Source organism: Kribbella sp. NPDC056345 (assembly GCF_042262745.1).
Lineage (GTDB): Bacteria > Actinomycetota > Actinomycetes > Propionibacteriales > Kribbellaceae > Kribbella.
This window is the reverse complement of record NZ_JBHJQQ010000004.1, coordinates 319,790-339,129: the sequence shown is the minus strand read 5'-3', so window position 1 is coordinate 339,129 and position 19,340 is coordinate 319,790. Positions and strand designations below refer to the sequence as shown.

The following is a 19,340-nucleotide window of genomic DNA, read 5'->3' as shown; positions in this document are numbered from 1 at the left end:
AGATCCGGTTGCAATCCGCGTTTGAGGCCACCGTGATCTGGTCGTTATGGTCGATGAGCTGCCGAGGACTCCGCCCGGTGGCTATCCCCCTCTGAAAGGCCATCGTGTCCTCTCACCCTGTGGCCAGACACCGGTCAAAGGCCCGTAACAAGCAACGAAGTACCAGCCGCCGGACGCAGCTGGTCGGTCTCACCGCCGCCCTCGCCGCGACCGCGGGCACCATCGGCTTCACCGCCTCCCTGGGCGAGGCCTCCACCGCGAGCACCGGACTGAGCCCCTCACAGGCCGACGCTCTCACCGCAGCCCGTGTCGAGCGTCGTGACCTCGGCTCCCGGGACGCGAACCGGATCGACCTGTCGCTGGCCGAGGCCAAGGCGTACCAAGAGCGCCAGGCCAGGGGCACCCTGACCTCGCGCCGCGCCCTGGCGCTGTCCGCCGCCAAGGCGAAGGCTGCGCGGAACGCCGCCGCGAATGCCAAGGCCGTCGCGGCAGCGAAGGCCGCCGCGATCGCCAAGGAGGCCGCGCTCGCCAAAGCGGAGGCCAAGGCACGGGCCGCCGCCCCGAAGGTCGTCCTGCCGACCACCGGCTACCACCTGACCGCTCGCTTCGGCCAGGCGGGCGGACGCTGGTCCCGCAACCACACCGGCCTCGACTTCGCCGCGGCGTACGGGACTCCGATCCGCGCGGTGATGGCCGGCGAGGTCATCCAGGCCGCCTTCGAGGGTGCGTACGGCCGCCAGGTGAAGATCCGGCACGCCGACGGCACCGTGACGTCGTACAGCCACATGGCCGAGTTCGACGTCTCCGTCGGCGACAGCGTCTCCGCCGGTACGAAGGTCGGCGCGATCGGCCTGACCGGCAACACGACCGGTGCGCACGTGCACTTCGAGGTCCTGCCCGACGGTCAGAACCCGATCAACCCCGACCCGTGGCTCCGCAAGCACGGCGTCAACCCGTAGTCAGGAACCTCTCGACGGTCCCCACGAAGGCGTCGCGCTCGTCCAGCCAAGGATGATGCGCGGCGCCTTCGAGCACGACCGCCTCCCCTCGCGGGAACAGCCCGGCGAACTCCGCACCAGCGGCCGCATCCAGCGCGAGGTCGAGCGCCCCGGCGATGACAAGCACCGGTACGTCGAGTCGCCCCAGCGCAGCCCGGGTCTCGACTGGGTCGAACGCCCCGTCGGCGTAGTACGCACCCAGCGCACCCGGAACGGCCAGCCCGTCTTCGAACGCCTGCTGGGCTTGCGCTTCCTCATCCCAGCGGGCATACCCGATCGGGTTCAGCGCGGACCGCTCCACGTCACCACCCGTCTGCAGCGCTTCGAACGCGGCCGCGACCTCGTCGTACCAGGGCTCGTCCTTGCGTAGTTCGAGCACTCGACGGCGTCGTTCGGCGGTCAGCTGGATGCCGACCGAGGACGGGCTCGGCGTCACCAGCACGAGTCTCGCGATCCGCTCCGGATGCTGCACGACGTACTGAGTCACCAGACTCGCGCCGGCCGAATGTGCCAGCAGCGTCATCCGCTCCAGCCCGAGGTGTTCGCGCACGGCCTCCAGCTCCGCTACCTGCCGGTCGCATCGCCAGCTCTCCGGATCGCCCTGCCCGTCCGAACCACGCGGGTCCACCAGGATCAGCCGGCCGGGCAGACCACCGAGGTCACCCAGGTAGGTGGCCGGCAACATCCCGCCCGGGACGCAAACCACCGGCATACCGTCGCCCTTGATGCGATAGGTCAGCATCAGAGGACCTTGGCGAGGACGAGGTCATCGGTCAGGTTGCCGTCGATCAGGAACTCAGCGGTGTGCGTGGCCTCCACGACATAGCCGTGCCGCGCGTAGAGCCGACGCGCGGCGGTGTTCGTGCCGAACGTGTGCAGGCTGATCTTGCGCGCACCACGGCTGCGCGCCTCCTCGGTCACCGCATCAAGCAGAGCCGACCCGACACCTCGCCCTCGAGCGGCCGGGGCGACCGCGAGCCCGTTGATCGCCAGTACGCCGGCTCCTTCGGGGAACGGGTATTTCTCCTCCAGCCGCACATACCCCACGACGACCCCGGCATCCTCCGCGACCAGGTGAGCCTCCGGCCCGCTCCGCCCGAAGAAGGTCTCGCCCAACCTCTCCAGGTACGACGGGAAGCCGGTCGACCCGTCCCACGACGTCAGCTCGATCTCCAGCAGCGCGGCGTCATCGGCTGCCTCTGCCCATCGAATCGTCACCTCACTCATCTCACCATCGTCACCCAGCCGGGAGGTCATGCCCCGGCGGTGAAAGACTGGAGGCTGTGAGGACCCAGGTCGTGACCGCGGAGGATCGGGCAGCACTGACGCAGTTCCTGAAGGAAGCCGACCTGACGCTGAGCGGTCTCGACGATCCCGGGGTCCTGGTCTGGATCGACCGCGACGAGTCCGGTGCGGTCATCGGCAGTACCGGGTTCGAGCTCAGCACCGACCGCGACCACGCGCTGATCCGGAGCGTCGCCGTACATCCGAATGCACGCCGCGGTGGCTACGGCACCACGCTTGCGCGCTTCGCGCTGGACGAGGCAGCTCGCCAGGGCGCGCGCTCAGCCTGGTTGTTCAGCCGGCGCTCAGGCCCCTTCTGGCAGCGACTCGGCTTCCAACCAGCAGACCGCCAGGCCCTGGCCGCCGCCCTCCCCCACACCCACCAGGTCCGCCTCTTCACCCAAACCGGCCAACTCCACCACGAAGTCGCCTGGTCCCGCCCGCTCAGTAGCTGACGAGGTCGGCGGTGGGGAGGGTGACGGTGGCGGTGAGGCCGCCGTCGGGGTTGGGGGTGAGGTCCAGGGTGCCGTGGTGGGTTTCGACGATGCGGGCGACCAGGGCCAGGCCGAGACCGTGGCCGGCGCCGTAGCGATCCTTGGCGAAGGGTTCGACGAAGGTGCGGACCTGGGCGGGGTCGAGGACCGGGCCGGTGTTGCGCACGATCAGGCGGCCCGGCGACAGCGCCAGCGTGACCGAGCCACCCGGGCCGAAGTTGTGCCGGATCGCGTTCTGAACCAGGTTGGTGACCAGCTGGTGCAGCAGGATCTCGTTGCCCTCGACAACCGATTCTGCCAGCGCGGTCTCCACGGTGATCCCCGCTGCGCGGGCCTCGGACGTCAGCACCGGGAGCGCCGTACGGACAACTGCCGACAGGTCGAGCGGGTCCAGCTCCACCTCGCGGTTGTTCAGCGCGGCCAGGCTGAGCAGCGCCTCGACGATGTCGATCCCGCGCTGGTTGGTCTCGGCCAGGCGTTTCACCAGCTCTGGGACGTCCTGGTGCTCAGGATCGGCCTGCGCGACGTCCAGCATCGTCTTCATCACGGCATGTGGGGTGCGTAGTTCGTGGGAGGCGTTGGCCGCGAACCGCCGGTACTGCTCGAACGACGCCTGCAACCGGTCCAGCATCGCGTCGAACGTGTCCGACAGATCGGTGAACTCGTCCCGGATCCCGGTCAGCCCGATCCGGTGATCGAGCGCGCCGGTGGATGCCCGCTGAGCGGCAGCGGTGATCTCCTGCAGCGGCTTCAGCATCCGCCCGGCCAGGAACCAGCCGCCGACCAGGCCGACGATCGCCAGAAAACCGATCGCGTACGCCGACAGCTTCACCGTCAGGTCGAGAATCTCGCCCCTGGTCGGGGCCGGCCGCTCATCGCGCGGGTTAGCGGCTTGGAACGGATAGTTCGGCACGATCCGGAAGACCAGCCACAGAATGCACGCCATCACGCCACCGGCCACGACCAGCAGCCCGGCGTAGCTCAGGGTCAGCCGCAGCCGGACGGTCAGCCGCGGCCGCCACGTCATCAACGCCGAGCTCATGCGCCCATCCGGTAGCCGACGCCGGGCACGGTGTGGATCACCCACGGGTCGCCGAGCCGCTTCCGTACGGCGGAGATGGTGATCCGGACCGCGTTGCTGAACGGGTCGGCGTTCTCGTCCCAGGCCTTCTCCAGCAGCGTTTCCGCGCTGATCACCCCACCACGTGCGGTCATCAGCACCTCCAGGACGGCGAACTGCTTGCGGGTCAGCTTCACGAAGTGACCGCCCCGGTAGACCTCGCGACGAAACGGGTCGAGCCGGACCCCGGCGTACTCGATCACTGTCGGTGTGGCCGTGGACGGCCGGCGCAGCAGCGCCCGCAGCCGGACGATCAGCTCGCGCAGCTCGAACGGTTTGGTCAGGTAGTCGTCGGCGCCGAGTTCGAATCCGGTCACCTTGTCGTCCAGATCACCGGCCGCGGTCAGCATCAGCACCCGGCAGCCGATGCCCTGCGCAACGATCTGCCGGCAGACCTCGTCGCCGTTCGGCCCGGGGATGTCGCGGTCCAGGACGACCACGTCGTAGTCGTTCACCGCGACCGCCTCCAGCGCCGCGTCCCCGTCGAAGGCCAGATCGGCCGCGATCGCCTCCAGCCGCAGGCCGGCCCGGATCGCCTCGGCGAGATAGACCTCGTCCTCCACGACCAGCACCCGCATACCGACCATTGAAGCAGGCCCGGCGTATCGAAAACGTATGCCGAAACGTAGACGCTCCGGCAACATCGCCTCAGATGAACTGTTCGGCATGATCGAAACCACACCTCGTCGCTCCACTGCCCTCACCGGGCTGGTGATCGTTGCCGCGGTCACCAGTTTCGGTCTGGCCGCCTGCTCCGCGGTCTCCGCTTCGGACCAGTCCGGCGCCTCGACCCCGTCCGGAACCCCGCGCGGCAAGTCCGGCGGCGGCAGCAAGTTCCCGGGCGCCGCGGACGGCAAGCTGCCGTCGGGGACCAGCGCCTTCGACACCGACCTGCCCGGGATCGCCAACCTCGACCCCAAGCTGCGGGAGGCCGTGCAGAAGGCCGAGCTGGCGATGAAGGCGGACGGCGTACCGATGCAGGTAACCACCGGGTGGCGGAGCAAGAAGTATCAGATCGAGCTGATGGACAAGGCGATCAAGCAGTACGGCAGCCGGGAGAAGGCTCGCAAGTTCGTGGCGGACCCGGACGAGTCGCATCACGTCACCGGTCACGCGGTCGACATCGGCCCGACCGACGCCGACGACTGGCTGATCCGCAAGGGCAACCGGTTCGGCCTGTGCCAGACGTACTCCAACGAGATCTGGCACTTCGAGCTGGTCACCACGCCCGGCGGCGACTGCCCGCCGATGACCACGCCGTCCTAACGCGGTTCCTCCGGCGGGTCGGGCAGTACGGCGAGTGTCCGCTGGCTCCAGGCCACGTCGTGCCAGCCGCCGAGCTTCCAGCCGATGTTGCGGTAGGTCCCGATCGGTTCGAACCCGAGCGCCTTGTGCAGCCCGACGCTGGCGTCGTTCGGCAAGGTCATCCCGGCGATCGCGGTCCGGTACCCACGGGCGATCAGCCGCTCGAACAGCGCCTCGTAGAGCGCTCGCCCGGCGCCGGTCCGGCGCCGCCCGACCTCCAGGTACACGCTGACCTCACAGGACCACCGGTACGCCGCTCTGGGCTTCATCGGACCGGCGTACGCGTAACCGGTCACCTGGCCGGCGTCCTCGACGACCACCCAGGCGTGCGTCTCCAGCGCTTGCTTGATGCGCGCGCCCATCTCCTGCGGCGTCGGCGGCTCGGTCTCGAAGGTGATCGCGGTGTCGGTGACATAGGGCGCGTAGATCGCCGCACAGGCTGCGGCGTCCTCCGGGCCGGCATCTCTGATCATGTAACGATAGTAGCCACAACTGTCGCTATAGTGGCAAGTGTGGATCTCTCCGACTCGCTCGCCGCGACCGTGCACGCCGCCCGGATCGCCCAGGACCTGTCCGTGAACGCGCTCGCCGAGCGCTCCGGCGTCTCCCGCGCGATGATCGGCAAGATCGAGCGCGGCGAAGCCCAGCCGACCGCAGTTCTGCTCGGCCGTCTCTCCGGTGCCCTCGGGATGACCCTGTCCGAGCTGGTCGCCCGGGCCGAACACACCGGCGACCTCCTACGCCGCGCGGCGGATCAGCCGGTGTGGACCGATCCGGTCACCGGCTACCGGCGCCGGGCCCTGTCACCGGTGACCGAGGGACCGCTCGAGCTGGTCGAGGTCGAGCTGCCGGCGGGCGCCTCGGTCTCGTACCCCGCCGACGCCTACATCTTCAAGAGCCAGCAGTTGTGGATCCTCGAGGGCCGATTGGAGTTTCACGAAGGACAGGAGGTGCATGAGTTGAACGTGGGCGATTGCCTGCAGCTAGGCGCACCGGCCCCCACCACCTTCCACAATCCGACCAATACCTCCTGTCGTTACGTCGTCGCACTGGTCAAGTCGCGCGCCTGAAACCACTTGCTCAGCGCGACTCGCAGACCTTCCTGGTCTGTTGCGTCATTGGAAGCCCAGGCGACGTACCCGTCGGGCCTGATCAGCAGCGCGACCTGCTGCTCACCGCTACCAGTGACCACGTCGACCTCATCAGTGGCCCGGTACGGCGCCCCGTCGATCAGATCGAGCAGTAGCGGCCGACCGGAGCGCAGGAGCTCGGCCAGGCGGACACCGTCGACGGTCAGGTCGGGGGCGGATCGGCCAACGAGTGGGTGCGGGCCGTCGAAGTACCGGATGTCCGCACCGGAGATCAGATCCGCGACGTGCTGGACGACCGCGGGTTCGGTGAGCAGCTCGGCGAACAGCTGCCGGAGTGCGGTGACTTCGGGGCCTGGGGCAACCAATGCGGATTGCGCCTGGGTCTGCATGACCACTCGCTCACCGGCCGGCCGGCGTTCGGATTCGTAGGTGTCGAGCAGACCTTCCGGCGCTCGGCCTTGGACCTCCGCAGCCAGCTTCCAGCCCAGGTTGAGGACATCCTGCAGTCCGAGATTCAGCCCCGGACCACCCATGGCCGAGTGCACGTGGGCCGCGTCGCCGACCAGGATCACCCGGCCGGCGCGGAACCGGTCGGCGATCCGCGTGTTGCCGCCGACGGTTCGCCGTACGAAGTCGGACGTCTGGGTCAGCGGGAGGTGGACTCCGAGAACCCGATCGACGCTGGCCTGGAGTTCCTCGAACGTCATCTCACCGTCGCCGGCGTCATCCCACTCGCCTGTGCTTACCAGGGCCGGGCGCCCCGGGAACGGCGCGTACACGAACAGGCCGCGGTCCGAGCGATGATGCATGAACGGCGGGATGTCGCCGTACCCGGGAATCCGCAGTACGCCGGTCGCCTGGTCGACATACTCGGCGGGGACCGCGGCGTGGCCGGTCCGGGAGACCATGGCGTCGTTGGTCACGCCGACGAAGTCGATCCCGGCCAGCTTGCGGGTGCGGCTGCGACCGCCGTCGGCGCCGACGAGGTACTTGGCCCGCAGCTTGTATGCGCCGTCCGGACCGGCGACCTCGACGGTGACGCCGTCGGCATCTTGGGTGAAGTCGGCCAGCTCGTGGCCGCGCCTGATCTCGGCGCCGAGCTCCAGCGCGCGCTCCTCGAGGACTGCCTCGATCTTCTGTTGCGGCGACGGCAGGATGTAGATCGGGTTGTCCTCGATCAGCTGCAGGGGCAGGCGCATCGCGGCGAAGATGTACTCCGGTCGCGGGACCGGGCCGCCGGGCTCAGCGCCGAGGGGTTCGGCGAGGCCGCGGCGGTCGAGGGCGCGGGCGACCTGGCCGACCAGTCCGTTGGCGCGCTGTTCGTTGCTGCGCTCGGCGAGGCGCTCGAGCACGATCGGGCGGACTCCGGCGAGCCGCAGCTCGGCGGCGAGGAGCAGGCCGTTCGGCCCGGCTCCGGCGATGACGACATCGGCATCCATGGCGATTCTCCCCTTCGAGGGCAGGACTCAGCACCCGGGCTGCTGGCCAGGGTTTTCGTGGTTGGAGATTTAGGAGGGTTCCGGCAGACCGGCGGTGATCCGGTCCAGGACCTCGTTGAACAGCTCGAACATCGGCCGCGGCGGGTCAGCGCGCAGCCACTCGTGCGTCGCGGCCAACTGGGCCGCGCCGATGACCTCGGCCACCAACCGCGGGTAGAGGCCGGTGGTCCCGGTCCGCTCGGCCACGATGCTGACCAGCTCCTCGGTGACCGCGGCCTGCGCACCCGCCATCGCACCTTGAAGCGCGGGCTCGGCAACCATCAACCGAACGCCGGCCAACCAGGACTCGTCCGGCAATTGCATCCCGCCGTGACCTTCTTCGCCGAGCGCGAAGCCGGCGGCGACCGCGGCCCGGACCGCGTCCCACAAGGGTTCACCGGGCGGACGATCCCGGAGCGCCGCGTTGACGGCGTGACCACGCTCGACCTGGCGGGCCGCGATCGCCTCCGCCTTGCTACCGAAGTAGTTGCGGAACGTCCGCAACGAGACTCCGGCCTCGGCCGCGATGTCTTCGAGCCGGACCGCGCCGTACCCACGCTCGACGACCAGCCGGACGGCCGCCCAGCTGAGCGCGATCCGGGTCTCCCGCTTCTTCCGCTCCCGCAACCCTTCGGTCATGTCATCGACTCTACACAAACTTGCCTTTTAGGCAAAGATGCCTTTTCGGCAATTTTCTTTCGTTGGGCTTCACCGGCGACACAGCCGTGATTGGCTGGCCCCATGACGCTGGTCTGGGTACTGACCCTGCTCGGGATCGTTGGGCTGCTGCTGTTCGACTACTTCTTCCACGTCCGGTCCGCGCACGTGCCGACCGTGCGCGAGGCCGCGATCTGGTCCGGGCTGTACGTCGGGATCGCGCTGCTGTTCGGGCTCGGGACACTGATCTTCGGCGGCTCGGCGATGGGGTCGGAGTACTTCGCCGGCTACGTCACCGAGAAGGCGCTGTCGGTCGACAACCTGTTCGTCTTCCTGATCATCATGACCAGCTTCCGGGTACCTCGGGAGAACCAGCAGAAGGTACTCCTGGTCGGCATCGTGTTCTCGCTGATCGCCCGGGGCGGCTTCATCTTCCTCGGCTCGGCGTTGCTGAACACGTTCTCCTGGGTGTTCTACCTGTTCGGGATCGCGCTGCTGCTGACCGCCGGCAACATGTTCAAGCCGGAGACCGAGGAGTCGCACTCGGCGCAGAACCTCGTAGTCCGGCTGGCCCGCCGGATGTTCCGGACCACTCCGGACTTCGTCGGCGACAAGCTGTTCACGGTGATCGACGGCAAGCGGATGATGACCCCGATGGTGCTGGTGATGGTGGCCATCGGCGGTACCGACCTGATGTTCGCGCTGGACTCGATCCCGGCGATCTTCGGTCTCACCCAGAACGTCTTCGTCGTCTTCACCGCGACCGCGTTCAGCCTGCTCGGTCTGCGTCAGCTCTACTTCCTGCTGGACGGACTGCTGGACCGGCTGATCTACCTGTCCTTCGGGCTGGCCGTGATCCTGGCGTTCATCGGCACCAAGCTGATCCTGCACGCGCTGCACGAGAACAACCTGCCGTTCATCAACGACGGCGAACACGTCGAGGTCGGCGAGATCAGCACCGGCCTGTCGCTGGTGGTGATCCTGGCCGTGCTGGTGGTCACCATCCTCGCTTCGCTGCTCAGCACCCGCGGGCGGACCCAGACGGCGATGGCCCACATCCGCCGCGACGCAACGGCGTACCTGGACGAGGAGTACACCGACGACCCGGGCGAGCGCGAGCGCATCTTCCTCCGCCTCCTCCGCGCCCGCGACCACATCATCGCCCTAGGCCCCAAAGCCCGCCAGCAGGTCAAGAACGAGCCAGAGCTCCTAGCCCTCTGCCACCAGGTAGCCGAAACCCACGCCACCCTGCACGCCACCCACACCAAGGGCTACATCCAGCCCTAACGTCCGAAAGAACCGCAGGCGCTGTCTCCGAATCGTCGGACGTTAGCCACGGCTCCCCGCAACGTCCGAAAGAACCGCAGGCGCTGTCTCCGGATCGTCGGACGTTAGCTGGCGGCGGACTAGGGTGGGTGGGATGCAGCGGATCTCGACGCGGAACGCCCGGTTCCAGGTGTGGCAGTCGTACTTGGGTAACCGGAACAAGCGGCAGCGGGCCGGGGAGTTCCTCGTGCATGGGGTGCGGCCGATCTCGCTCGCGGTCGACCACGGCTGGCCGATCCGCGCGGTCATCCACGACGCCGCCCGCCCGCTCTCGACCTGGGCTCGCGAGTTGCTGGGGCGGCTGCCGGGCGTCGAGCGGATCGCGATGGAACCCGACCTGCTCGCCGAGCTCGGGGAGAAGGACGAGCCCGAACTGATCGCCGTCGTGGAGATGCCGGCCGATGACCTCGACCGGATCCCGGTCGGCCCTGACTTCCTGGGTGTCGTCTTCGACCGTCCCACCGGCCCCGGCAACATCGGCTCGATCATCCGCTCCGCCGATGCCTTCGGTGCCTCCGGCGTGATCGTCACCGGCCACGCGGCCGACATCTACGACCCGAAGGCGGTCCGCGCGACCACGGGCTCACTGTTCGCCGTACCGGCGGTCCGAGTTCCGTCGCATCGCGAGGTGATCGACTGGGTACGACATACCGGCGTCCCGATCGTGATCGCGGGGACCGACGAGTCGGGCACGGTCGATGTCTTCGACTTCGACTTCACCCAGCCTGCCCTGGTGCTGATCGGCAACGAGACCAACGGATTGAGCTCCGCCTGGAAGGAAGCGGCGGACCATCTGGTCCGGATCCCGATCACCGGCGCGGCCAGTTCGCTCAACGCGGCCAACGCGGCGACCGCCGTACTGTATGAGGTCTCCCGCCAGCGGCTGCGCTAACTCAAGCTGTACACAGAATCTCGCCGTGCAGGATGGAGATCCAGCCGTCCGGCCTGGTCGCCCAGGTGCGCCACGCGGCGGAGATCGCTTCTAGCCTCGCCTCCGGTACGCCGGCCGCCCTGGCCTGATCGGCCATCGCCGACTGGAGGATGCGGTCGGCCCACATTCCGCCCCAGAACGCGCGGCCGTCGGGATCGGCGAAGGTCCAGTTGCTTGCCGTGGAGTCGACCTTCTCGAAGCCGGCCTCGAGTGCCCAGGACAGCAGTTGCCGACCCGCGTCCGGCTCGCCACCGTTGGCGCGGGCCATCTGCTGGTACAGCTCCATCCACTCGTCGAGCTCGGGGAGCGTCGGGTACCAGGCGAAGGCGCGGTAGTCGGAGTCGCGGGCGGCAACGATCCCGCCGGGTTTGCAGACGCGACGCATCTCGCGCAGTGCCTGGACCGGATCGGCGACGTGCTGCAACACCTGGTGGGCGTGCACGACGTCGTACGTGTCATCGGGGATGTCCAGCGCATGAACGTCGCCGACGACGAACTCGATCTCGAGGTCCAGCTCGGCGAAGGTCGCCCGGGTGATCGCGAGGGCGTCCTCGGTGGCTTCCAGCGCGGTTGCCCGGCCCGGCTCGACCAGGCGGGCGAGATCGGCGGTGATGGTCCCGGGGCCGGCGCCGATGTCGAGCAGCGACATGCCGGGGCGCAGATGCGGGAGGAGGTAGCCGGCCGAGTTCTCCGCGGTCCGCCAGCTGTGCGAGCGCAGTACCGACTCGTGATGGCCGTGCGTGTACACGTTATTCATCCCAGGCTCCTTTGCCTCCGGCGACACGCCTCACGGTAACCCATGATCTTGCTGAATGAGACATATCGTCTTGCATAGCGATACACACTAGTTGCCTGGAGCAAATGCTTCTATCCCTGATGACATGGTTGATCTCTCGTACGACGACGCGCTGCCGCTGCACCCGGTCACCGACGTACTGGGTGAGCGCGACGGCGTGGTGGTCGCCCGCTGCAGTTTCGACAACGCCGAAGGCGACCGGGTCGAGGGCTATCTCGTCTTCCCGTCCGGCGCGCTGCTCGGCGGCGACGAGTTGGCCGGGGTGATCTACCAGCACTCGACCGGCGGCAAGGAGGGCTTCCTGCCGGAGGCGATCCAGTTCGCCGAGGCCGGCGGGATCGCGTTGTCGCTGCCGATCGCGGACACCGGGGACGCGGTCCGCAACATCCGCGAGTCGATCTTCGCGATCCGGCGCGGGGCCGACCTGCTCACGTCGTACGGCGTTCAGCGGCTCGGCTGTGTCGGGCACTCGATGGGCGCGATGATGGCCGGCACAGTGAGCGGGATCGACCGGCGGTTCCGGTGCTTCGTGTTCGACTCGGGGCTGTCCGGGATGAGCATCCACTTCCGCGAGACGCCGTACAAGGAGATCAAGGCGATGCGGGACTCGATGACGCCGGAGCAGTACGAACCGCTGCTGGCGTTGATGGAACCGTACGACTGCGGGCACTTCGTGGGTGCCGCGGCGCCGGCGGCGCTGCTGTTCCAGTCGGCCTGGTTCGACCAGAACGTCAGCCGGGAGAACTGCGAGGCGTTCTTCGCGGCGGGGAGTGAGCCGAAGGAATTCCACTGGTACGACACCGGGCACGTGATCAACGAGGTGGCGGCGTACAGCGACCGGGCCCGCTTCCTCGCACAGTGGCTGGAGCTGCCGGGACTGCCGGATCGGCTGCGCGCCCGAACCTGAAGTTGTCCGGCCCTCTTGGCGATCACCCGAAGGACAGGACGTATAGGCCTACCACCGCCCCGCGCCACGCTCAGCACCACCGGCCGTGGCATCAAATCGGCGTATACCTCCTGTCCTTACGCAGAATTCGGCTGGCGGGTCGGCGTGGAGATGGCTAAGGTGCGGCGGTGCACTCGAACCCATTGGTGGTTGTTGTAAGTGGTCCACCAGGGACCGGCAAGACGACGTTGGCGCATCGGGTGGCGGGTGCGATCGGGTGCCCGGCGATCTGCCGGGACGAGATCAAAGAAGGGATGGCCCACGCCACCCCGGGATTCGTCCCCGGACCCGGCGATCCGCTCACGATGCGGACGCTGTCGACGTTCTTCGATGTGATCGGTCTGCTTGTCGGCCGCGGTACGACGATCGTCGCCGAGGCCGCGTTCCAGGACCGGATCTGGTCGCCCGGATTGAGCCCGCTGCTCGGGCAGGCCGACCTTCGCATCCTGCATTGCGTGGTTCCCGCCGAGGTCGCCCTGGACCGCATCACCGCACGGACCGCGAGTGACCCACGGCGTGCTGCACACGAGGACGCCCAGATCACCGCGGATGCCCGGCTGCGGACCCACAACGCCTTCCAGGCTGTCGATCTGCCGGTCCCGAGCCTCACCGTGGACACCTCGGTCGAGGACTACAACCCGTCGTTTCCCGAGATTCTGCAGTTTCTGTCCTAGCGACCTATTACTGTCGTCGGTGGATCAACCGATGAGGGGTGTGGGGATGCTGGAACGGTTCGACGAACTCACCACCGCACATATGGCAGACGCTTGTGTCCGTGCGGGTTTGCCGGTGCGGACGGTGTCACTCACTGCCGCGGTTGGCGGTCGTGTTGCCGGTCGGGTGCTGCCGGCCCAGCATGTGGGCAGTGTCGACGTCTTCCTGGAGGCGTTCGAGAGCGCTGCCGAGGGCGACGTGCTCGTGATCGACAACGGCGGGCGCCGCGACGAAGCATGTGCCGGTGACATGGTCGCGCTGGAGGCACAGGCCGCCGGCCTGAGCGGCATCGTGATCTGGGGTCTGCACCGCGATACCGTTGATCTACAGGCGATCGGGCTTCCCGTGTTCAGTCTTGGCGCGATGCCGACCGGCCCGCTTCGGCTCGACCCACAGCCCGCCGATGCGTTGCTCACGGCAACTATTGGCGAGTGGAGCGTGACCCGCGACGACCTGGTGCTCGGCGACGAGGACGGCGTGATCTTCGTGCCGGCGGACCGGATCGGCGAGCTGTTCGACCTGGCCGAGTCCATACGCGACACCGAGCGCAGACAGGCCACCGAGATCCGGTCCGGCCGTTCGCTGCGCGAGCAGGTCAGATTCGCGGAGTACCTGACGGCCCGGGCGGCCGATCCGTCGCTGACCTTCCGTCAGCACCTGCGCGCAGTGAAGGGAGCGGTCGAAGAGTGACCACCACCTGGAAGCTCGGGGACCACACCGTACGGCGGATCGGGTTCGGCGCCATGCGGCTCGATCCGGCCACCGGCGTCGCCGTACTGCGTCGTGCTGTCGAGCTCGGAGTAGACCACTTCGACACCGCAGCGTTCTACGGGCCGGCAAACGAGCTGATCCGCGAGGCCCTCGCGCCGTACCCGCCAGAGCTGCTGATCTCGACGAAGGTCGGCCCCGGGAACGACCCCGACCGCGGCTTCTACCAAGCCACCACCGCTGCCGAGCTCCGCGCGCAGGTAGAGGACAATCTGCGTGCCCTCGGCGTCGACTCCCTCGCCCTGGTCAACCTCCGCGTCGCCGACAACTCCGGCCCCCTGGCCGACCGCTTCGCCGTACTGGCTGATCTACGTGACCAGGGCCTGATCCAGCACCTCGGTATCTCAAACATCCGCCCCGACCACCTGCACGAGGCCCTCACGATCGCCCCGGTCGCCTGCGTCCAGAACAACTACTCGGTCGACCAGCGCGACGATGACCCGCTCATCGACCTCTGTGAGAGCCAAGGCATCGCGTACGTCCCGTTCTCCTCGATGGTCGGGGCGCCGACCGCCGCGGTCCAAGCGGTCGCCGACGCCCAAGGGGTCAGCCCGCAGCAGGTCCGGCTCGCCTGGACTCTGCAGCGCTCGCCCAACATCCTCGCGATCCCGGGGACCGGCAAGATCCCGCACCTGGAGCAGAACGTCGCGGCCGGCGACATCCAGCTGACCGCACAGGAGCTCGCGGTCCTCGGCTGATCCGCCGATCAACGACCGACGGCGGCGCGGACGGCCGGCGCGACTTCGTTGCTCCAGCGGGCGAGCTGTACGTCGAAGGGGTCGGATCCGCGTGGGAAGAACGTGAAACCGCCGGCGCCGTGGTCGAGGATCGCGCCGGTGAGTTCCTCGATCCACTGGTCGCTGGATCCGCCGATCCACATGCCGTCGGCGCCGCGAGTACGGCGTACTGGGGTGGTCGTGAGCTCGCCTGGGAAGTTGTAGATCGTGGCGATGTCAGCCGGCTTGCGGCCGACGGACAGGGCGGCCTCGTCGATGATCGGGCGGGACCAGCGGTACCGCTCGCTCAGCCAGTCGGCCGAGTGGCCCGGGATCCAGCCGTCAGCCTGACGACCGGTTGCGGCCAGCGACTTCGGACCGTTCGACCCGGTCCAGATCAGAGGGGCAGCGACTGGAGCCGGGCGGAGTTTGCCGATCGGATAGTGCTTCGTGTGCTGCGGATCACCGCCGTCGGACAGCCCGCGGACGAGCTGCATCGCTTCCTCGAACGCCTGCACGGCAGCTGCGGGCCGAAGCTTCGGGACGCCCATCGTGGTGATCTGATCCCACGCTCCACCTGCTCCGAGACCGAGGATGAACCGGCCGTCCGACAACGCGGAGAGGGAGGTTGCCGTCCGCGCCAGCACCGGCGCCGGGCGCAGCGGCAGGTTGGTGACGTTGACGAACGCGGACAACCGCGTCGTCCGGCCGAGCAGTACGCCGATCGTCGCGTACCCGTCGAGCAGGTTCGCGACGTACGGATGATCCGACACGCTGACGTGATCCAGCCCGTCCCGATCGGCCCGCTCCGCCAGCCGCAGCACGGTGCCGACCTCGCGAACCCCGGCGGGCGAGCCATACCCGAACCACATGGTGAACCTCCTGATTTAGTTCGTAGGCCTAAATAGTAGCCCTACGAAGTATCAGGCGTCCGGACTACAGTGGTGCCATGGCGACGACGACGGCCCGAGACACCGAACTGACCGGTGCCCTCATCCAGCTCATGCACCTCCTCCAGGACCTGTACGCCGAGACCAGCCGCCCGCTCGGTCTCACCCCGCAGCAGGCACACCTGCTCTGCGTCCTGCTCATGGGCCCGCAAGGCATGACCGATCTCAGCCGCATCCTCAGCATCGAACGCTCCACCCTCACCAACATGGTCGATCGCCTGGAACGCCGTACCCTCGTCGCCCGCACCTCCCACCCCACCGACCGCCGCGCCTGCCAGATCGAGCTCACCGCCCCCGGCCGAGCCCTGGCCGACGAGGCCCACGAGGCAGTGACCGCCCGCATCACCCAACTGACCACCAACCTCCCCGCCAGCACCCGCACAACCCTCACCACCACTGTTCAAACCCTCCTCACCCACGCCTGACCGATGCCCACGGCCCTGCACGCAGGCGCCCGCGTCGCCTACCAGGCCACCGGGAGTGGCCCGATTCCGCATCCTCCAGATCCACCCCATCGGCTTCGGCGCGAGCGAGGCGGTCAGTTCTTTTGGTTTGGTCGATCGGGTCGGTCGAGATGGCGCAGTCGAGGCAACCGGGGTAGGCGCGCGCTGCGCGGACGATCACCTGGTGCGTGAGGTGCGGACCGCTACAGCATCACAATTGGCTGTTCGTGGACACGCCAGGCGGGAGGTCCCCCGGATCGAGCAATTGTGATGGCCTGGCGGTTCGGGGTTAGCGGCGGCCGCCGAAGGTCCAGGGGTGGACCTGGGTGAGATCGGCGTCCGCGAGAGCGGCGGCGGCTACGGCGTCTGGGGCCTCGAGCAGTACGGCGCGGCCGAGGTGCTCGTCCGTGTCGAGGGCCACGAGGTCGCCGTGCAGGATGACGTGCGGCGAGGTGAGCGGGCGCGGGGTGTCGTCGGTGTGGACGAGGTAGCGGTGGTAGCCGTCGACCGCGTTGGTGAAGTCCCACATCGTGCCGCCGGTGTGGTTGTGGAAGCGGGTGATGAGGACGGATTCGAAGACGCCGGCGCGGTAGTAGGTCTCGTCGTATGCGAACGTCTTGACCGCTTCGAGCGTCGGCAGGTCGACGATGTGCAGGCTGCCGGTCGTGCCCTCGCCGTCCGGCGTGAGGGTGGGGCCGCGGGCGATCAGGGCCTCGGCGTACCCGTCCATGAACGCCCAGTGCTCCGGCGTCAGGCTCGCTTTGAGCTCGCCGGCGCCGGCCCGATCCCGTCCGTACACGAAGTACTGCACGGGATCGGACCTTAGCGGATCAGGCGGTCGTCGCGGCCAGGTGCAGTCGCAGGATGGTGTCGTAGTCGAGCACCTCGACGCCCTCGGCCGCCTTCAGCTGTGCGGCGTCGACGACGTCCTGCGAGCTGATCACGACGAGCTTGCGCGGGGCGGTGATCTCCACTCCGTACTTCGTGTTCGCGAACGCACGGTTGTCCGCGTCGCCGAAGTACTCCGTCACGCGCGCGAGCTGGGCAACGCCGTCCGCGAGCGTCGTCGTACGGCGATGCTTCTTGGCGCCGTCAGCCAATGGAAGCCGCAGGTCACCGACGACATGTGAGCCGTCGGCCCGCTCCAGAATGAAGTCGGGCGTCAGGGCGGCCTCGTCGCCGCTCTGCCACTCCAGGTGCGGCTGGCGGATCAGCTTGGTCGCGTCGAACGCCGTCAGCAGGAAGTCCTCGTTGGAGCTCAAGAACTGGTCGACCGTCGACTTCGGTACGTCGTGCGCCAGGTAGGTGCTCGCGAAGACCGCGCCCTGCAGGTCGGCGCCGTCGTCGGCCCGCGGCACGCTGAGCGTCCCGATCGGGTCGGTGTGCGGCGCGGCGGCGGCGAAGTTGCGCAGGAAGTCCAGATACTTCTCCGCGGGCTCCGAGCGGTGGATCGCCAGCGCGAAGAACACCCAGTGCGCCCGCAGCGCGGACCCGGCCGAGTGCACGAGCAGCGTCCGGTCGAAGGTCGAGTAGTTCCCCGGCGCGAACTTCAGCAGGTCCTCCTGCGGACCGACGAACTCCTGCCCGAGCATCCCGCGCGCCCCCGGGAACCGCGCCGTGAGCTCCTGCCGACCGGCCTGCGTCGCCACGGTCGCGTCCTTGAACAGGTTCTCGCCCGGCAGCGTGACCACGGCCGAGCCTCCGCTGACGCCGAAGTACTCCTCGACGCTCGCGACCTTCTGCCGCCGCACCTCGAGACTGCGGTACTCCCGGCTGATGCCGACCAGCTCCACGATGTTCCAGTCCGGCGTCTCCGTCAGGACCATCATCCGCGGATACAGCAGCGGACCGGCCAGCTCCCGCCGGTGGCTCACCGGCAGGTGCCCGCTGATCTCCCGGAGGTGCTCCCCCCAGAACTGCGTGTTCACCTTCACGAACTCAGTCGGCTTCATCCCATCCCTCTCACACTTGTGCTCACCAACGCCAACCCTGCCCCGCCCGGCCGGTATTCCCAACCCTAGGGTTGGACCCATGATCCCTTGGTGCCTCCGTTCCGCCACCCCGGCGGATGTCGAACCGATCGCCGAGCTGCGCGCGCTCGTCATGCGCCCGGACCTGGAGCGCCTCGGCCGGTACGACGAGGTCCGCGTCCGCCAGCGCTTCCGTGACGGCTTCGACCCGGCCCACACCTGGATCATCGAGGCCGACGAGGCGTTCGCCGGCTCCGTCGCCCTCCGCCCGGCAGCCGACGGTCCGTGGCTGGAGCACTTCTACCTGCACCCCTCACTGCAGGGCCGCGGCCTAGGGAGCGCCGTACTGCAGCACGTCCTGGACTCCCACGACGGTCTGGTGCGCCTCAACGTCCTCCAAGGCAGCCCTGCCCGCCGCCTCTACGAACGCCACGGCTTCATCATCGACTCCGAGGACCCGGTCGACATCTTCATGACCCGCAAGGTCTAGGCAGGCGGGCCTGCCGCAATACGGTCGCGGACCTGCTGCATCCGCTCGGCAGAGTGGTGCGGCATCTCCCAGCGAGTCTCCAGCCACCAGGTCGCTCCTGCATCGACCCAAGGCTGGACATCCGTCGCGTCCTTCGACTCGCCCTCGGCGATGACATCGATCTCGCGCTCACCCAACCAGGCCTTGAGCCGCCCCAGCTCTGCCGGCGTGTCCTGCCCCGCCTCGAACTGCGGCAGGACGCCGTCACAACGCAGCACGCGCCGCATCGACTTCGGCCGCGGCCACACTCCGACGACCCAGATCGGAATCCGCTCCTGCACCGGCCGCCCCACCTGGGCCAGGTCGTCGCGCTCACAGTTGTATTCGTAGTGCGCGCCCTGGTAGCTGAGCCCACCACCCCACAGCTCCCGGATCAGGTCGATCCCCTCGTCGAGCATCGCGGCGCGCTTCCGCAGCTCCAGCTCCTCACCCGTCCGCGGCAGATCTGTCTCCAACGCCCCCACACCCACCGCCAGCGTCGCCCGCCCACCGGACAGCTGGTCCGGCGTCACCACCTGACTAGCCACCTTCCACGGCCGTCGCCACGGCAGCGGGGTCAGCATCGTCCCCAACCGGATCCGCTCCGTCTTCGCCGCCACCGCACACAGCAGCCCCCACGGATCCACGCCGTACGCCGCCTCCCAGACGAACACGCCGTCCCAGCCGGCCTGCTCAGCCAGCACAGCCTGCTCCAACTGCTCACCCGCGGTCCCGCCCGGCAAGATGAATCCGTATTTCATCCGTCAGTTCTAACCCGGCCCACCGACAGTTTCCGTGGCTGGGCAGATTCCGGCCCCGGAACGCCCGACGCAGGTCAACCGAGG

The 19,340-nt window shown here is 68.4% G+C and carries 24 protein-coding genes; 12 read left to right on the top strand and 12 right to left on the bottom strand.

What is annotated here, in order from left to right:
• The first annotated feature begins 119 nt into the window (after positions 1-119).
• Positions 120-959: a M23 family metallopeptidase gene (locus ACFCV3_RS16455; protein ID WP_376030848.1), complete on the top strand. Its 840-nt coding sequence runs from the start codon at positions 120-122 to the stop codon at positions 957-959.
• Here the strand turns inward: ACFCV3_RS16455 and ACFCV3_RS16450 are convergent.
• Both ACFCV3_RS16450 and ACFCV3_RS16445 read right to left on the bottom strand, forming a co-directional pair.
• Positions 949-1,740 (bottom strand): alpha/beta fold hydrolase, encoded by a 792-nt coding sequence (locus tag ACFCV3_RS16450; RefSeq protein WP_376030847.1) that lies wholly within the window; start codon positions 1,738-1,740, stop codon positions 949-951. The genes ACFCV3_RS16455 and ACFCV3_RS16450 overlap by 11 nt on opposite strands.
• Entirely contained in the window at positions 1,740-2,225 is a 486-nt protein-coding gene (locus ACFCV3_RS16445) for a GNAT family N-acetyltransferase (RefSeq protein ID WP_376030846.1), read from the bottom strand. Before ACFCV3_RS16445 ends, ACFCV3_RS16450 begins: the two co-directional genes overlap by 1 nt.
• A 56-nt stretch (positions 2,226-2,281) precedes the next feature.
• On the opposite strand from ACFCV3_RS16445, the gene ACFCV3_RS16440 reads away from it, so the two are divergent.
• Positions 2,282-2,737 carry a GNAT family N-acetyltransferase gene (locus ACFCV3_RS16440; protein ID WP_376030845.1) on the top strand — a complete coding sequence of 152 codons (456 nt, stop codon included), beginning with the start codon at positions 2,282-2,284 and terminating at the stop codon, positions 2,735-2,737.
• Here the strand turns inward: ACFCV3_RS16440 and ACFCV3_RS16435 are convergent.
• Together ACFCV3_RS16435 and ACFCV3_RS16430 are read right to left on the bottom strand one after the other, a co-directional pair.
• A complete protein-coding gene (locus ACFCV3_RS16435; protein ID WP_376030844.1) occupies positions 2,727-3,818 on the bottom strand; it encodes a sensor histidine kinase in 1,092 nt (363 codons plus the stop codon). The two genes, ACFCV3_RS16440 and ACFCV3_RS16435, sit on opposite strands and share 11 nt — an antisense overlap.
• Complete coding sequence (locus ACFCV3_RS16430) at positions 3,815-4,474, bottom strand: response regulator transcription factor (RefSeq protein WP_376030843.1); 660 nt, start codon at positions 4,472-4,474, stop codon at positions 3,815-3,817. The genes ACFCV3_RS16435 and ACFCV3_RS16430 overlap by 4 nt, the downstream gene beginning before the upstream one ends.
• Positions 4,475-4,511: 37 nt before the next feature.
• Here ACFCV3_RS16430 and ACFCV3_RS16425 point away from each other — a divergent pair, with 37 nt between their 5' ends.
• The gene (locus tag ACFCV3_RS16425; protein WP_376030842.1) at positions 4,512-5,162 is read left to right on the top strand and encodes a M15 family metallopeptidase; all 651 of its coding nucleotides are present in this window, start codon (positions 4,512-4,514) and stop codon (positions 5,160-5,162) included.
• Here the strand turns inward: ACFCV3_RS16425 and ACFCV3_RS16420 are convergent.
• Entirely contained in the window at positions 5,159-5,674 is a 516-nt protein-coding gene (locus tag ACFCV3_RS16420; RefSeq protein WP_376030841.1) for a GNAT family N-acetyltransferase, read from the bottom strand. The genes ACFCV3_RS16425 and ACFCV3_RS16420 overlap by 4 nt on opposite strands.
• 39 nt (positions 5,675-5,713) lie before the next feature.
• Here ACFCV3_RS16420 and ACFCV3_RS16415 point away from each other — a divergent pair, with 39 nt between their 5' ends.
• Complete coding sequence (locus tag ACFCV3_RS16415) at positions 5,714-6,271, top strand: helix-turn-helix domain-containing protein (protein WP_376030840.1); 558 nt, start codon at positions 5,714-5,716, stop codon at positions 6,269-6,271.
• Here the strand turns inward: ACFCV3_RS16415 and ACFCV3_RS16410 are convergent.
• Together ACFCV3_RS16410 and ACFCV3_RS16405 are read right to left on the bottom strand one after the other, a co-directional pair.
• The gene (locus tag ACFCV3_RS16410) at positions 6,238-7,731 is read right to left on the bottom strand and encodes an FAD-dependent monooxygenase (RefSeq protein ID WP_376030839.1); all 1,494 of its coding nucleotides are present in this window, start codon (positions 7,729-7,731) and stop codon (positions 6,238-6,240) included. The genes ACFCV3_RS16415 and ACFCV3_RS16410 overlap by 34 nt on opposite strands.
• Before the next feature lie 69 nt (positions 7,732-7,800).
• A complete protein-coding gene (locus ACFCV3_RS16405) occupies positions 7,801-8,409 on the bottom strand; it encodes a TetR/AcrR family transcriptional regulator (protein WP_376030838.1) in 609 nt (202 codons plus the stop codon).
• Positions 8,410-8,511: 102 nt separating this feature from the next.
• Between ACFCV3_RS16405 and ACFCV3_RS16400 the strand changes: the two genes are divergently transcribed.
• Positions 8,512-9,714: a TerC family protein gene (locus ACFCV3_RS16400; RefSeq protein WP_376030837.1), complete on the top strand. Its 1,203-nt coding sequence runs from the start codon at positions 8,512-8,514 to the stop codon at positions 9,712-9,714.
• A gap of 133 nt (positions 9,715-9,847) precedes the next feature.
• Positions 9,848-10,645: a TrmH family RNA methyltransferase gene (locus tag ACFCV3_RS16395; RefSeq protein ID WP_376030836.1), complete on the top strand. Its 798-nt coding sequence runs from the start codon at positions 9,848-9,850 to the stop codon at positions 10,643-10,645.
• Position 10,646: 1 nt separating this feature from the next.
• On the opposite strand, the gene ACFCV3_RS16390 is transcribed toward ACFCV3_RS16395, so the two are convergent.
• Positions 10,647-11,441 (bottom strand): class I SAM-dependent methyltransferase, encoded by a 795-nt coding sequence (locus ACFCV3_RS16390; protein WP_376030835.1) that lies wholly within the window; start codon positions 11,439-11,441, stop codon positions 10,647-10,649.
• A 124-nt stretch (positions 11,442-11,565) separates the two neighbouring features.
• On the opposite strand from ACFCV3_RS16390, the gene ACFCV3_RS16385 reads away from it, so the two are divergent.
• The 4 genes from ACFCV3_RS16385 to ACFCV3_RS16370 all read left to right on the top strand — a co-directional run bounded on the left by ACFCV3_RS16385 (position 11,566) and on the right by ACFCV3_RS16370 (position 14,606).
• Complete coding sequence (locus ACFCV3_RS16385) at positions 11,566-12,387, top strand: prolyl oligopeptidase family serine peptidase (protein WP_376030834.1); 822 nt, start codon at positions 11,566-11,568, stop codon at positions 12,385-12,387.
• 167 nt (positions 12,388-12,554) lie between these two features.
• Positions 12,555-13,100, top strand: a complete 546-nt coding sequence (locus ACFCV3_RS16380) for an AAA family ATPase (RefSeq protein WP_376030833.1) — start codon at positions 12,555-12,557, stop codon at positions 13,098-13,100.
• A gap of 31 nt (positions 13,101-13,131) precedes the next feature.
• A complete protein-coding gene (locus ACFCV3_RS16375; RefSeq protein ID WP_376030832.1) occupies positions 13,132-13,830 on the top strand; it encodes an RraA family protein in 699 nt (232 codons plus the stop codon).
• Positions 13,827-14,606, top strand: a complete 780-nt coding sequence (locus tag ACFCV3_RS16370; RefSeq protein ID WP_376030831.1) for an aldo/keto reductase — start codon at positions 13,827-13,829, stop codon at positions 14,604-14,606. Before ACFCV3_RS16375 ends, ACFCV3_RS16370 begins: the two co-directional genes overlap by 4 nt.
• Positions 14,607-14,614: 8 nt before the next feature.
• Here ACFCV3_RS16370 and ACFCV3_RS16365 read toward each other — a convergent pair whose 3' ends face one another.
• A complete protein-coding gene (locus tag ACFCV3_RS16365) occupies positions 14,615-15,496 on the bottom strand; it encodes an LLM class flavin-dependent oxidoreductase (RefSeq protein WP_376030830.1) in 882 nt (293 codons plus the stop codon).
• 77 nt (positions 15,497-15,573) lie between these two features.
• Between ACFCV3_RS16365 and ACFCV3_RS16360 the strand changes: the two genes are divergently transcribed.
• Positions 15,574-15,999: a MarR family winged helix-turn-helix transcriptional regulator gene (locus tag ACFCV3_RS16360; protein WP_376030829.1), complete on the top strand. Its 426-nt coding sequence runs from the start codon at positions 15,574-15,576 to the stop codon at positions 15,997-15,999.
• A 307-nt stretch (positions 16,000-16,306) separates the two neighbouring features.
• Here ACFCV3_RS16360 and ACFCV3_RS16355 read toward each other — a convergent pair whose 3' ends face one another.
• Entirely contained in the window at positions 16,307-16,828 is a 522-nt protein-coding gene (locus ACFCV3_RS16355; RefSeq protein WP_376030828.1) for a YciI family protein, read from the bottom strand.
• Between the two features lie 19 nt (positions 16,829-16,847).
• Positions 16,848-17,969: a hypothetical protein gene (locus ACFCV3_RS16350; protein WP_376030827.1), complete on the bottom strand. Its 1,122-nt coding sequence runs from the start codon at positions 17,967-17,969 to the stop codon at positions 16,848-16,850.
• Positions 17,970-18,048: 79 nt separating this feature from the next.
• Here ACFCV3_RS16350 and ACFCV3_RS16345 point away from each other — a divergent pair, with 79 nt between their 5' ends.
• Positions 18,049-18,477, top strand: a complete 429-nt coding sequence (locus ACFCV3_RS16345; RefSeq protein WP_376030826.1) for a GNAT family N-acetyltransferase — start codon at positions 18,049-18,051, stop codon at positions 18,475-18,477.
• On the opposite strand, the gene ACFCV3_RS16340 is transcribed toward ACFCV3_RS16345, so the two are convergent.
• Positions 18,474-19,256: an LLM class flavin-dependent oxidoreductase gene (locus tag ACFCV3_RS16340; protein ID WP_376030825.1), complete on the bottom strand. Its 783-nt coding sequence runs from the start codon at positions 19,254-19,256 to the stop codon at positions 18,474-18,476. The two genes, ACFCV3_RS16345 and ACFCV3_RS16340, sit on opposite strands and share 4 nt — an antisense overlap.
• Positions 19,257-19,340 lie beyond the last annotated feature (84 nt).